The 12181-nt window shown below is 66.0% G+C and carries 14 protein-coding genes; 9 read left to right on the top strand and 5 right to left on the bottom strand.

What is annotated here, in order from left to right; translation table 11 throughout:
- The first annotated feature begins 92 nt into the window (after positions 1–92).
- The 6 genes from QFZ67_RS17365 (at position 93) to QFZ67_RS17340 (ending at position 3903) form a co-directional block, all read left to right on the top strand.
- Positions 93–401 (top strand): transposase, encoded by a 309-nt coding sequence (locus QFZ67_RS17365; protein ID WP_307659177.1) that lies wholly within the window; start codon positions 93–95, stop codon positions 399–401.
- Positions 398–1270, top strand: a complete 873-nt coding sequence (locus QFZ67_RS17360; protein ID WP_307659178.1) for an IS3 family transposase — start codon at positions 398–400, stop codon at positions 1268–1270. Before QFZ67_RS17365 ends, QFZ67_RS17360 begins: the two co-directional genes overlap by 4 nt.
- 44 nt (positions 1271–1314) lie before the next feature.
- Positions 1315–1539, top strand: coding sequence for a hypothetical protein (locus QFZ67_RS17355; RefSeq protein ID WP_307661996.1), 225 nt, complete (start codon positions 1315–1317; stop codon positions 1537–1539).
- 269 nt (positions 1540–1808) lie between these two features.
- Positions 1809–2138, top strand: a complete 330-nt coding sequence (locus QFZ67_RS17350) for a hypothetical protein (RefSeq protein ID WP_307661995.1) — start codon at positions 1809–1811, stop codon at positions 2136–2138.
- Positions 2139–2317: 179 nt separating this feature from the next.
- The gene (locus QFZ67_RS17345; RefSeq protein ID WP_307661994.1) at positions 2318–2830 is read left to right on the top strand and encodes an HNH endonuclease signature motif containing protein; all 513 of its coding nucleotides are present in this window, start codon (positions 2318–2320) and stop codon (positions 2828–2830) included.
- Between the two features lie 479 nt (positions 2831–3309).
- On the top strand, positions 3310–3903 hold the full coding sequence (locus QFZ67_RS17340) for a hypothetical protein (RefSeq protein ID WP_307661993.1): 594 nt from the start codon (positions 3310–3312) through the stop codon (positions 3901–3903).
- A gap of 110 nt (positions 3904–4013) precedes the next feature.
- Here the strand turns inward: QFZ67_RS17340 and QFZ67_RS17335 are convergent, their stop codons facing one another.
- Complete coding sequence (locus tag QFZ67_RS17335; RefSeq protein ID WP_307661992.1) at positions 4014–4157, bottom strand: hypothetical protein; 144 nt, start codon at positions 4155–4157, stop codon at positions 4014–4016.
- Positions 4148–5626: a recombinase family protein gene (locus QFZ67_RS17330; RefSeq protein WP_307661991.1), complete on the bottom strand. Its 1479-nt coding sequence runs from the start codon at positions 5624–5626 to the stop codon at positions 4148–4150. Before QFZ67_RS17330 ends, QFZ67_RS17335 begins: the two co-directional genes overlap by 10 nt.
- A 22-nt stretch (positions 5627–5648) precedes the next feature.
- Here QFZ67_RS17330 and QFZ67_RS17325 point away from each other — a divergent pair, with 22 nt between their 5' ends.
- A complete protein-coding gene (locus tag QFZ67_RS17325; protein ID WP_307661990.1) occupies positions 5649–6113 on the top strand; it encodes a GatB/YqeY domain-containing protein in 465 nt (154 codons plus the stop codon).
- Between the two features lie 95 nt (positions 6114–6208).
- On the opposite strand, the gene QFZ67_RS17320 is transcribed toward QFZ67_RS17325, so the two are convergent.
- Complete coding sequence (locus QFZ67_RS17320) at positions 6209–8440, bottom strand: transglycosylase domain-containing protein (RefSeq protein ID WP_307661989.1); 2232 nt, start codon at positions 8438–8440, stop codon at positions 6209–6211.
- Positions 8441–8857: 417 nt separating this feature from the next.
- Here QFZ67_RS17320 and QFZ67_RS17315 point away from each other — a divergent pair, with 417 nt between their 5' ends.
- Both QFZ67_RS17315 and QFZ67_RS17310 read left to right on the top strand, forming a co-directional pair.
- The gene (locus QFZ67_RS17315; protein ID WP_307661988.1) at positions 8858–9175 is read left to right on the top strand and encodes a hypothetical protein; all 318 of its coding nucleotides are present in this window, start codon (positions 8858–8860) and stop codon (positions 9173–9175) included.
- A 399-nt stretch (positions 9176–9574) separates the two neighbouring features.
- The gene (locus QFZ67_RS17310; protein WP_177149633.1) at positions 9575–9919 is read left to right on the top strand and encodes a WhiB family transcriptional regulator; all 345 of its coding nucleotides are present in this window, start codon (positions 9575–9577) and stop codon (positions 9917–9919) included.
- 14 nt (positions 9920–9933) lie between these two features.
- On the opposite strand, the gene QFZ67_RS17305 is transcribed toward QFZ67_RS17310, so the two are convergent.
- Together QFZ67_RS17305 and QFZ67_RS17300 are read right to left on the bottom strand one after the other, a co-directional pair.
- Entirely contained in the window at positions 9934–11220 is a 1287-nt protein-coding gene (locus QFZ67_RS17305) for an ArsA family ATPase (RefSeq protein WP_307661987.1), read from the bottom strand.
- A complete protein-coding gene (locus QFZ67_RS17300; protein WP_307661986.1) occupies positions 11217–12179 on the bottom strand; it encodes an ArsA-related P-loop ATPase in 963 nt (320 codons plus the stop codon). The genes QFZ67_RS17305 and QFZ67_RS17300 overlap by 4 nt, the downstream gene beginning before the upstream one ends.
- Positions 12180–12181 lie beyond the last annotated feature (2 nt).

The raw sequence follows: 12181 nt of genomic DNA, 5'->3' as shown, positions 1-12181 counted from the left end.
AGTCGTTCGATCCTGACGATGTGGTGTGGTGGGCTTGATCCGCTTTGACGGACATCTGAGATCAGGGGTTCTGCCCCGGAAGGATGTCCATCATGGAGAGCATGGGGAAGAAGAAGCCTCGGCCTCGCCGTTCGTTCACGCCGGAGTTCAAGGCCGAGATCGTTGAACTGTGCCGGCGTGGTGACCGTTCGGTCGGTCAGATCGCCAAGGACTTCGACCTGACGGAGACCGCGGTGCGGCTGTGGGCCAGCCAGGCTGAGGTCGACGCGGGCGAGAAGGACGGCCTGACCAGCAGCGAGCGTGAGGAGTTGGCCGCGTTGCGGCGGGAGAACCGTCGCCTGCGCGAGGACGTCGACATCCTCAAGCGTGCAACGGCTTTCTTCGCGAAGGAGACCCGGTGAGCGTGCACCCGTTCATCGAGGCGGAGAAGCAGGACGGTCACAACGTCAAGCGCGCATGTGAACTGCTCAAGGTCTCCCGCACCGCCTTCTATGCCCGCCGCGGCGGCAAGCCCGGACCGCGGGCGGTCCGCGATGCCGAGCTGACCGGGAGGATCACCGAAGTCCACGAGTGGTCGCGGGGCACCTACGGCTCTCCGCGCATCCACGCTGCCCTGCAACAGGCAGGCCAGGATTGCGGCCGGCGCCGGATCGCCAGACTGATGCGCAATGCCGGGCTGCAGGGCCGTCATCGCAGACGCCGACAACTGACCACGATCCCAGACCCGCGAGCCGCCACCCGCCCCGACCTGGTCCTGCGTGATTTCGCTCCTGATCCCATGGCGATCGACACCCGCTGGTGCGGTGACATCACCTACGTTCCGACCGAGGAAGGCTGGCTCTATCTGGCGACTGTCATCGACATCGCATCGCGCCGGGTGGTCGGCTGGGCAACCGCTGATCACCTGCGGACCGAGCTGGTTGCTGATGCCCTGCGATCTGCCTGTCGACAGCGTCGCCCAAGCCGGTCGGTGATCTTTCACTCGGACCGCGGCTGCCAATACACCAGCACCGAATTCGCCGCCCTCAGCAGTGAGTTCGGCATCCGGCTCTCGGTCGGCCGCACCGGCCAATGCTGGGACAACGCGCTCGCCGAGTCGTTCTTCGCCACCATCAAGCGCGAGTTGCTCGGCACCACCGCCTGGCCCAGCCGGGCCGCCGCCCGCACCGCGATCTTCGACTTCATCGAAGGCTGGTACAACTTGCACCGATTGCACAGCAGCCTCGGCTACCGGAGTCCCGCCGACTACGAGACCGCACTCGCGGCCTGACCACCACACCGACGGTGTCCGTCAAAGCGGAACAAGCTCAGTGGGTGCGTGGGGTCGACTACGTGGCGGGCTGGCGTGATGCGGCGGATGCCGGCGGGGTGTTGGCGGAGGCGTTGGAGAGCGCAGGGTTCGACACGGCAGGACTCGAATGGCAGGCAAGGACGAATGCGGAGGGCGCCGGGAGGGTGCGCCTGGTGCTGTCGGCGGCAGCGGCCGGTGACTTGGCGGCACTGGTGCTGGCGGTTGCTCGGCTGGGCAAGGCGAGCTGAGCGAGCGGAGATCTCTCCCCAAGGCCCGTGGAGTCTCGATGCCTGTGTCAATGGGGCGCGTCATGCCGACGCGCACGCTTTCCAACTGTGGTGGTGGTCGTGAGTGATTCGTACGGGGTCGTTCACCCGCGTTCATGGGCTGCCGTTCGTCTGGGCGGCTACCGCTTCCGGTCCTGTCTGAACGGTCCTGAACGGCGCTGAATGAGACGGAAAATGAGACGGCCGGCGGCGCCGGGCTCGCTAGCGTCTTCGCTACTGGAGGGGGTGTCATGGCTCTGGTCCGCAAGGGATCACGACGGATCGTTGTCGACGGTACGGCTTACCGCTGGCGGCTGCGGGGCCGTCCGACGTACTTCCAGGGGCTGGCCTGGTCGCCGTGCACGTTCGCTGTCGAGCATGCGGACACCCCGGGGGCGACGCTTGTGGTCACCGCCGACCAGCCGCATTCGAGCAACTGGATCGGCCGCAAGGCTGAACCAGTACTGCCGTCCGGCGTTGCTGCGGCTGTTCGGCTTGCCCTGCGTGACGGTTGGCCCCCGACGGCTCCGGGCTCCGCGTTCCACCTCGACCAGTCCGCCGGCTTCACGCCCTCGCACTGAACAGAGCTGGCGAAGTGCCGGTGTTTATACGTCAGTCGACGACAGCCAGCCACAACGGTGGGTGTGCCGGCCAAGAGGCCGCGCCGAAGGGCAGGCAGGCTCCCGAGCCAGCCGCAGCTTTGGTGCGCAAACATCGGAACCGGCGAACCGGTGTCAGTGTCAGCGTCTAGCCTCATCGCATGCCAGAAGGACGACCTGCCATTCCGACGGCGCTCAAGCGCCGGGTGCTGATGGAAGCTGGGCACCGTTGCGCCATCCCCACTTGCAGGACCGTGCCCGTGGAACTGGCGCACATCACGCCTTACGCCGAGGTGCGGGATCACACTTTCGAAAACTTGATCGCACTCTGCCCGACGTGCCATACACGCTTCGACCGAGGCGACATCGACCGACCGTCAATGAGGGGCTACAAGGCCAACTTGGCAGTGGTGAACGGGAGATACGGAGAGACAGAGCGCCGTGTCTTGGATCTCCTTGCTGCGAATCCCGAGGCGACTCAGCTGCGACTGCCCGGGGGGTGGGATCTCCAGTTGTGGTACCTCCTGAAGGACGGTTTGCTCGCCAAGCTTCAGGTGCCCTCACTGCGCATTGAAGGCATCGCTGCTGCTGAGACTTACGCGGTTACCGAAGCAGGACGGGCCTTCCTTGAGCATTGGGTCGCCGCCGATCCTGTGTCCGCGGAAGCTGAGTAGCAGGCGCGCTGCACTGTGATCGGCCCGCGACGGCAGCGACAGAGCCCTCAACTTGGGAAGCTTGGGTGCTCCATGGTCAATTGAGTCCCTGATCTGCCGTGGAGCTGGGCTGGCGCATGGTCGGCCGTGCGTTGGATGCCCGTGGTTCCCCGTGGTTCCCCGCAGGATCTGGCATGCATCTGGCACGGCAGCGATGTATCGGCATCGTTGGCCTCCGTGCTCTGATCAACAGGGGCAGCACCGTATGAAGATCTCCAGGGCTGAGCGAATCCCTTTTGTCGTGGGCCCTGTTGTCGCGCGCGCATGAATCGGAACCGCGTCGCAACATGCCACCTACGGAATTCACCACCTCGCACTCCAATGCGCCCCCCTCTCTTCGTGACGATCAACGCGATAGGCCCATCCTTGCTGTAGACCTCAAGCACGGAAAAGACACTGCGCCGCCCATCCGATCACAATCATCACGCTAGGACACTGCTGTGACACGAGAAGAACAGGTCATTACGGGTCTACTCGAGGAATGTCGAGCCGTCTCGGAGCGACTCACAGCTTATCTCCTGCTGGGTGAAAAGATACTCGCCAGTTCAGTCGTCCTGATTTCCCTCGGGGTGTCAGTAGCCATCAACTCAGGGAAGCTGTACCTCCTCATAGGCTTACCGTTCGCACTTTCCTTCCTCGTCGTCTACCTGCTCTTCCTGAACACGGAGGCCCTGTCACTGGGCGGCTACCAGGCGGCGTTGGAGCGGGAGGTGGCCAGGAAGGCTGGTTTCCCCGTGGCCCACTGGGAGTCTGAAATAGCACGCCTCCGCCACGGAGCTATGGCGAATATTTGTATACGAGCCATGATAGGCGTCGTATATGCAAGTAGCGTGGCCGTTGCCCTGATCCAGTCTGTGGCGACAACATCAAGCGAGCGGCTTGGTCCTATGAATGGCATAATCTGCATAGTAGGAACTTCCGTATCGATCTTGTTAGGGTCCACCTCCATAGTTCTGTCGTTCATTGCCGAACAGCGGGCTCACGCGAACGTGAAGGCGATTTCTGAGTCCGTAATACGCAATGCGGCCGCGTGAGCTTCGGCTGCAAGGCGCCTGCTGGATTAGGGCTACCCGAGTGGAATCAACGCAAGGTCGGTGGAGTCTTAATGGCCGAGTCAAGGGCCTCTGCTGGGCCGCTGGTGCTCTCAGGCGTCGTGGTCGGCGGCCTCTTCGAGCAGGTCCATGGCGTTGTTGTGGAAGCGGCGCTCGGCGTCGCGGCATGGGGCGTTGAAGAAGGCTCGTTGGGCTTCGGCAAGATCGCAGTTCAGCAAGCCCATGGTCACGAACACGGCTTCCACTCCGTGACACCCGTTGTCCTTGAGGAACTGCTGGAGTGCATCCGAGTCGCCGGTTGCCTCCCAGACGGGCCGGGCGGCCTCCTGCGTGGCAGCGATACGTGCTGATCGTTCTGCGTCGAAGCCCACTGGACCGGCCTTTCTGGTTTGGCCCGCAGGCTATCGCCAGGTAGGTGGGGTGCGCTGGCCCGTTTAGGCCGCTCGGGCGACGGGTGGATAGAGTATTCCTGGGTCTTCAGTTCGCGGCTGTTCCACATGTCCTTGAGCTCGGCCAGCTCTTCCCGGTCGGCGACGATCGCTGCCTGATCCTCGCGTGAAAGTACGGCGGCCTCTTCCTGGCCGGTCGCGTCAAGGCGTTCCAGTAGCTTGATCGCCGCGTCGGTCACGAACTGCTCCAGTGGTGCGCCGCTGGCAGTTCGGTAGCAGCGCAGGGAGTCGGACCGGGCCGCGCGATTGCACATGTACTTGCCGCCGCTTCCGCCCATCCGGTTGCCGCAGCCCTTGCAGACGAACCAGACCGCGAAGAATGTACGGTGCGTGGGCGCCGACTGGCCCCAGCTCGCTGCAGTGCGGTAGCTGCGGCGCTCCTGTACCTCGTCCCATGTGCCCCGAGGGATGATCGCCGACCACTCGCCGTGGCCCAGCTCCTGACCGCGGAAGACGCGGATTCCGGCTACGTGGCGGCTGTCCAAGATCGCCCGTACGTTCCAGGTGTTCCACTCGCCGCCGAGGGCAGTCGACTCTCCCCGCCGATTGAGGTCCACAGCGATGGCCGTGGTCGTCTGCCCGTCCAGATACCGGGAGAAAATCTCGCGCACGATCTCGGCTTCTGCGGGAATGATGGCCGTGCCGCTCTTGTCGTAGCCGTACCGCCGCTTGCCGGTGTGCGGCTTGCCGTCCTGGGCGCGGTCGATCAGTGCGTCTTTGAGTCGTCGGCAGGTGTCGTCGCTGGACCTGCAAGCGTGCGCTACCTCGATGCGCAGAAAGAACCGGTCGTCCGGGTCGGCAAGATCCCGTTGGTTCGCCTGACCGTGAAGGTTGATGCTGTTGTCGTCCGCGATCTGAAGAAGCTCCTCAAGATCGCGCGGCTGCCTCATCAGCCGGTCCGGGTGGTAGGTCAGGATGTGCCGGACGCCTCCGGACCGTGCGGCATCGAGTAGGGCGTCCCACCCCTTCCGCTGCCGGTTGCGCTGCCACGCCGATCGGTTGTTGTCCACGAAGACCATGTGCTGATCGACCGTCACACCGAGACGCTGCGCGATGTCACGGCAGATACGCTCTTGTCGGTCGACACCGGTTTGATCGTCGTCGTTGACGTGCGAAATCCGGCAGTAGATCGCCGCCGGTTCCCCTGTCCAGTCGGAACGACTGCGCCTGTCCCGCTGCGACCCGGCTATTCGGGCCAGCCTGCGGAGCCGTTCCGAGTCATTGTTGACCTGCGAATCCTCGTTGACCGGGTCCATGAGAAAAGGCTATGAAGAAGTTATGACTACGCTCAAGTCCAAGCTGCACGAAGACCTCACCGCGGCGATCAGGGCGCGCGACGAACTGCGCTCCTCCACGCTCCGGCTGACCCTCGCCGCGATCACCAAGGAGGAGGTCTCGGGCAAGACGGCCCGCGAGCTCTCCGACGACGAGGTGCAGAAGGTGATCGCCAAGGAGGCGAAGAAGCGCCGCGAGGCCGCGGAGGCCTTCGCCCAGGGCGGCCGCCCCGAGCAGGCCGAGCGGGAGCAGGCGGAGGGCGTGCTGCTCGACGCGTACCTGCCGCAGCAGCTGACCGACGACGAACTCGGCGCGATCGTCGCGCAGGCCGTCGAGGAGGCGAAGGCCGCGGGCGCCGAGGGCCCGCGTGCCATGGGCGCCGTCATGAAGATCGTGAACCCGAAGGTGGCGGGACGCGCCGAGGGCGGCCGGGTGGCCGCCGCGGTGAAGCAGCTGCTCGCGGGCTGACGGAGGTTACGAGATGTACGAGACGAGGGGGACCCGGCCACCGGCCGGGTCCCCCTCATCGTGATCCTCTCGTGGTCCTCTGCGCGCGAACCGCCCTACTGCCCGGTCCGGCCGCCGTTGCCCTGGCCGCGGTTGTTCCCGCCGCCGATCAGGTCCGGCGGGATCGAGATCCCGGGCCACGGCTGCTGCCCGCCGTTGCCCTGGCCGCGGTTGTCACCGGGCTTGCCGTCCCCCGGCTTCTCCTTGTCGTCCTTCTTCGGCGGGTCCGGGATCACGACGCTGTTGAACGCAGGAGCGGGCTGCCCGTCCAGGGCACCGGTCATCGCGTCCTTCCAGATCGGTCCGGGGACCTGACCGCCGAACACCTTGGCGTGGTACTGACCGCCGATGGTGATGTTCTCCATCTCCACCTGCTGGCTGGGGCTGCCGACCCACACGGCTCCGGACAGGTTGGGGGTGTAGCCGACGAACCAGGCGTTCTTCCGGCCGTCCGTCGTACCGGTCTTGCCCGCGTTGTCACGGCTCTGGAGACCGGCCTGCTGACCCGTACCGGAGTCGACCACTCCGCGCAGCAGCGTGTTGATGGTGTCGGCCGTCCGCTCGCTCATGGCCTTGCCGCAGGTGGAACTGGGCACCTCGAGGCTCTTGCCGTCGGCCGTGCTGATGGACTCGATGGCGGTCGGGGTGCAGTAGTTGCCGCGGTTGGCGAAGGTCGCGTACGCGTTGGCCATGGTCAGCGGCGAGATGCCGGTGGAGCCCAGAGTAAGCGGGGAGGGCTCCTCGGGGAGCTTCTTGCCGTTGCCCTGCACCACACCGAGCTTCTGCGTCATCTCCATGACCGGGCACAGACCTATGTCGGCGATCATCTGCACGAAGTAGGTGTTGACCGACTTCGCCATCGCTTCCTTGAGGGCGTACGGACCCACCTCGGCCTTGTTCTCGTTCTCCAGGCGCTGTTTGTTGTCGATGTTGACCCACGGCTTTCCGCTGCAGGTCGGGATCGACGACGGGTACGGCATCTGGTACGGCGCCGGATACATCTGCGTCGGCGGCTTGCCCTGCTCTATGGCTGCCGAGGCGACGAACGGCTTGAAGGTCGAGCCGACCGGGAAGCCGTAGTTCGAGCCGCCCATGCCCTGGTTGACCGAGTAGTTTATCTGGGTCTCGGTCTTGCCGAAGCCGTACGGCCGGGACTGGCCCATCGCCATGATCTTGCCGGTGCCGGGCTGGACCATCGTCACCGCGGTGGCGACATTGTCCGTCTGGTAGACGTGTTTCTTGATCGATTTCTGCGCCGACCGCTGTGCCTGCGGGTCCAGCGTCGTCTTGATCGTCAGACCGCCCTGGTTCCAGACCTTGGCCCGGGCCTCCTTGGTCTTTCCGAAGACCGGGTCGGAGAGGAACACCTCGCGTACGTAGTCACAGAAGAAGCCCGCGCCGTTGGCCGCCGTGATGCAGCCGTTCTTCGGCTTGCTGACCTTCAGCCCGACCGGGGTCGCCATCGCCCGCTCGGCTTCCTCCTGCGAGATGTCGCGGACCTGGGCCATGCGCTGCAACACGATGTTGCGACGCTTGGTCGCCTCCTGTGTGTCATTGACCGGGTCGTAGCGGCTGGGGGACTGGACGATGCCCGCGAGCATCGCCGCCTCCTCCAGCTTCAGGTCCTTGGCCGACTTGGAGAAGTAGCGCTGGGACGCCGCCTCGATGCCGTACGCCTGCTGCCCGAAGAAGGTGATGTTGAGGTAGTTCTCGAGGATCTTCTTCTTGCCCAGCTCTTCCTCGACCTGGATCGCGAACTTCAGTTCCTGGATCTTGCGGCCGAGCGTCTGCTGGGTGGCCTGGGCGACCTTGTCGGGGTTGTCGCCGGCCTCCTCGACGAAGACGTTCTTCACATACTGCTGGGTGAGGGTGGAGGCGCCCTGGGAGACGCCGCCCGACTGGGCATTGCGGTTCAGCGCGCGCAGGACACCCTTGAGGTCGATCGCGCCGTGCTCGTAGAAGCGCGAGTCCTCGATCGCGACGATCGCCTTCTGCATGTACGGGGAGACGTCCTTGAGCGGCACCACCGTGCGGTCGCGGGAGTAGACCGTGGCGATCTGCCCGCCCTTCGAGTCCAGGATGGTGGTGCGCTGGCTCAGCGGAGGCGTCTTGAGGTTGGCGGGGATCTCGTCGAATCCCTGGACCGTTCCTTTGGCCGCGAGCCCCAGCGCACCGGCGGCGGGCAGGGCGATGCCTGCCAGCACCGCTCCGGAGAGCACGCTGACACCGAGGAACTTGGCGGCCTGCTGGGTCCCGGTCAGACCTCCGCCCGAGCGCTTCTTTGGCATGGGGGCAGCCTAATCCGTTGTTATCGGCGTTCCGACGGAGCGGGTGCTTCTCGGGATGTTCGAGTACCAGGTTGTGACATCTAGGGGCAGCCCGGCAGGCAACGCCTGAATGTAGATCGGTGGGCGGTCCTGGTGCTCGTGGTGGTGGCTGCGTGGGCGCCGGGCGGGCTCCTTCTCACGACCGGGCCTGGACGCCTCGGACCAGATCGGCGGCGTTCGGCGTCTTCGCGGGCCGCCACCACTGAGTGGGGGTGTTGGCCCCCGTCGGCGCTGGGCGGACGTCTTCACCACGCCGGGCCTCGAAGCCTCTGACCAGAGCGGCGACGCCCAGCGCCATCGGATGTCAACAGAGGCCGTGGCTGCGTGACCTGCCAAGACGCCTTGCTCAGGGCAGAGGCGGCAGCCGATCATCCAAGCATGAGACCTGAAGTGCAGGCATTTGTCGCCGATGGCCCTCTCCCTGACTGGGACGCGAGCGAAGAGGAGACCGACAGGCGAGTCCGGCAGCTTGAGGCGATCTCCAGGCCGGTCACGGCGAAGGAGGCCAAGGCGCTGGTCGCATGCTTCGGCCCGGATGACTGCTACGGCGTCGCCTGGACGCTGCTGCACCTCATCGAGACCGGCCCCAATCCGGGGCTGACCACCAAGCCCGCTCCCGACGCCAACGAATGGCACGACAGACTCTGGAGGCGGGCCGTGAACGTTGGCCTCGACCCAGGGGACTTGACGGCTTAACACCGTGAGATGTCTACGTTCTCATTCGCCGGACACGCGTATAGGCCTTGGCCTAAGCTGCTCTCAACTGTCACAGCTGTGCGGTTTCGCATCAAGGCCTCCCCACAACTTCCGCCGTACCCGAACCCGGCGGACCCCTGTCCGAATCCGCCTCATGCGTCGTTCGACGTCCGTTGTGACCCAACTGAACTGCCCCGCTTTGTCGGGATAGTCGTGTATGCCCCCAGCTCACTCCCCTGGGTGATCTGCCGCGTACCCATAGTCCGTTCGGGCCATTCAAGATTGGGCCCGAAGGGGGTGTTGCGCTGTGCCCACCTTCCGTAACGTCCTCAACTGGCAGCGGTGAATATGCCGCTGCCGCCGTGGGGGAGCCTCGATTCGGGAGAGGACGGCGCCGGCATGGGCTGGGTAACCGACTGGAGTGCGCAGGCAGCCTGCCGCACTACCGATCCGGATGAACTGTTCGTACAAGGGGCAGCGCAGAACAGGGCCAAGGCGGTGTGCACCGGTTGCCCGGTGCGGACCGAGTGCCTTGCCGATGCACTCGACAACCGCGTCGAGTTCGGCGTATGGGGGGGTATGACCGAGCGGGAGCGGCGCGCACTGCTGCGCAGGCGTCCCACGGTCACCTCCTGGCGCAGACTGCTCGAAACAGCGCGCACGGAGTACGAGCGCAGCGCGGGCATCCTGCCCGTGGGCCTCGACGACGACGAGACATACGAGACGTACGCAGCGGTGGGCTAGCCCCTGCTGTTGTTCTACACAGCTCCGGCCGGGGTATGACCACCGGTCGCGAGCCGATCACCGATGGCCCGCAGGCCGGCGAGGTCGTGTACATCGCCGGGCAGCGCGGGCACTTGGGCCACCGCCACCTCGGGGTGGAGCGCGGTGAAGCGGTCGCGCGTTCGCTGTTCACGCGCGAGCACCTGCATTCGTTCGGCGTGCAGGCGCAGCAGACCCGCCGTCAGCTCTTCTGTGGTGTGATCCACGGCGGTGTGATCCTCGGCCGGGTGATTCAAGGCATCGGTATGAGCCACGGGCGGGGATTCGGGAGAGGCGGCCGTGGCGTCACGCACACCAGCATTCCCGGACCTCTGATCCACAATGCGGCCTTCGTCAAGATTTTCTGCGGCGGCAAGCGCCCGCTCGGCCGACAGCCGGGCGGCGCCGCTGCCATGGACCCGGTTGAGGACCAGACCGGCCAGCGGCATCTCCTCCGCCGCCAGCCGCTCCACGAAGTACGCCGCCTCCCGCAGCGCGTCCCGCTCCGGCGCCGCGACCACCAGGAACGCCGTGCCGGGTGCCTGTAGCAGCCGGTAGGTGGCGTCGGCCCGGGTGCGGAAGCCGCCGAACATGGTGTCCATCGCGGCTACGAAGGTCTGTACGTCGCGCAGGAGTTGACCGCCGAGCAGTTTGCCGAGTGTGCCGGTCATCATCGACATGCCGACATTGAGGAACTTCATCCCCGCCCGGCCGCCCATCTTCGCCGGGGCCATCAGCAGCTTGATGAACTTCCCGTCCAGGAACGACCCGAGGCGCTTGGGCGCGTCCAGGAAGTCCAGCGCGGAGCGCGACGGCGGGGTGTCGACGACGATCAGGTCCCACTCGTCGCGGGCGCGCAGCTGGCCCAGCTTCTCCATCGCCATGTACTCCTGCGTGCCCGCGAAACCGGCCGACAGGGACTGGTAGAAGGGGTTCTCCAGTATCGCGCGGGCCCGCTCGGCGTCCGCGTGCGCCTCGACGATCTCGTCGAAGGTCCGCTTCATGTCGAGCATCATGGCGTGCAGTTCGCCGTCGCCCTCGATGCCCTTGACCCGGCGCGGGGTGTTGTCGAGGGAGTCGATGCCCATGGACTGGGCGAGCCTGCGGGCCGGGTCGATGGTGAGGACGACGACCTTGCGGCCGCGTTCAGCCGCCCGTACGCCAAGAGCCGCAGCGGTTGTCGTCTTGCCGACGCCGCCCGCGCCGCAGCACACGATGATGCGGGTGGCGGGGTTGTCGATCAGCGGGTCGACCTCGAGAGCGGCCGACGCGTCCAGGGTCATGAGCCGGTCCCTTGCTTTCGCAGTTCCTTCGCCAGTTGGTAGAGCCCGGCCAGGTCGACTCCCTCGCTCAGCAGGGGGAGTTCGTACGCGGGCAGGTCGAGGCTTGACAGTGCCGCGCGCTGCTCGCGCTCCAGCTCGACACGCTGAGCGTGGTCGGCGGCCTGCTCCAGGAGCGGTGTGACGAGCTTCGCCGAGCCGCTGACGCCGGCCGTGGTGAGCGCCTTGGCGATGTCCGTGCGCCGGTCGCCCGCCGCACTGCGCACCGCCCCCTCGTCGAGGATGTGCGGGCGCACCATGTTCACGATCACCTTGCCCACGGGGAGGTCGGCGGCGCGCAGCTCTGCGACCCCGTCCGCGGTCTCCTGGACCGGCATCTCCTCGAGCAGCGTCACCATATGGACGGCCGTCTCGGGGGACTTGAGGACACGCATCACGGCCTGGGCCTGATTGTGTATCGGACCGAACTTTGCCAGGCCCGCCACCTCGTCGTTCACGTTCAGGAAGCGGGTGATGCGGCCGGTGGGCGGGGCGTCCATCACCACGTAGTCGTACGCGAATGTTCCCTGCTTCGTCTTGCGGCGTACGGCTTCGCAGGCCTTGCCGGTCAGCAGTACGTCCCGGACACCGGGCGCGACGGTCGTCGCGAAGTCGATCGCGCCGAGCTTCTTGAGGGCACGGCCCGCGCTGCCGAGCTTGTAGAACATCTGGAGGTAGTCGAGGAGCGCGCGCTCGGCGTCGATGGCCAGCGCGAACACCTCGCCGCCGCCCGACGAGACGGCGATTTTCCGCTCCTCGTACGGAAGCGCTTCCGTCTCGAAGAGCTGCGCGATGCCCTGTCTGCCCTCGACCTCGACGAGGAGAGTGCGCTTTCCCTCGGTCGCGAGGGCGAGCGCGAGGGCGGCGGCGACCGTCGTTTTACCGGTACCGCCCTTGCCGCTGACGACCTGGAACCTGCTCACGT

The organism is Streptomyces sp. V1I1, from assembly GCF_030817355.1.
Lineage (GTDB): Bacteria > Actinomycetota > Actinomycetes > Streptomycetales > Streptomycetaceae > Streptomyces.
This window is presented reverse-complemented; position numbering and strand designations above follow the sequence as displayed.

Coding starts and splice junctions, on each gene's coding strand:
- QFZ67_RS17365 (WP_307659177.1), top strand. CDS start 93: ATGGAGAGCATGGGGAAGAAGAAGCCTCGGCCTCGCCGTTCGTTCACG.
- QFZ67_RS17350 (WP_307661995.1), top strand. CDS start 1,809: ATGGCTCTGGTCCGCAAGGGATCACGACGGATCGTTGTCGACGGTACG.
- QFZ67_RS17345 (WP_307661994.1), top strand. CDS start 2,318: ATGCCAGAAGGACGACCTGCCATTCCGACGGCGCTCAAGCGCCGGGTG.
- QFZ67_RS17330 (WP_307661991.1), bottom strand. CDS start 5,626: ATGGACCCGGTCAACGAGGATTCGCAGGTCAACAATGACTCGGAACGG.
- QFZ67_RS17325 (WP_307661990.1), top strand. CDS start 5,649: ATGACTACGCTCAAGTCCAAGCTGCACGAAGACCTCACCGCGGCGATC.
- QFZ67_RS17320 (WP_307661989.1), bottom strand. CDS start 8,440: ATGCCAAAGAAGCGCTCGGGCGGAGGTCTGACCGGGACCCAGCAGGCC.
- QFZ67_RS17315 (WP_307661988.1), top strand. CDS start 8,858: ATGAGACCTGAAGTGCAGGCATTTGTCGCCGATGGCCCTCTCCCTGAC.
- QFZ67_RS17310 (WP_177149633.1), top strand. CDS start 9,575: ATGGGCTGGGTAACCGACTGGAGTGCGCAGGCAGCCTGCCGCACTACC.
- QFZ67_RS17305 (WP_307661987.1), bottom strand. CDS start 11,220: ATGACCCTGGACGCGTCGGCCGCTCTCGAGGTCGACCCGCTGATCGAC.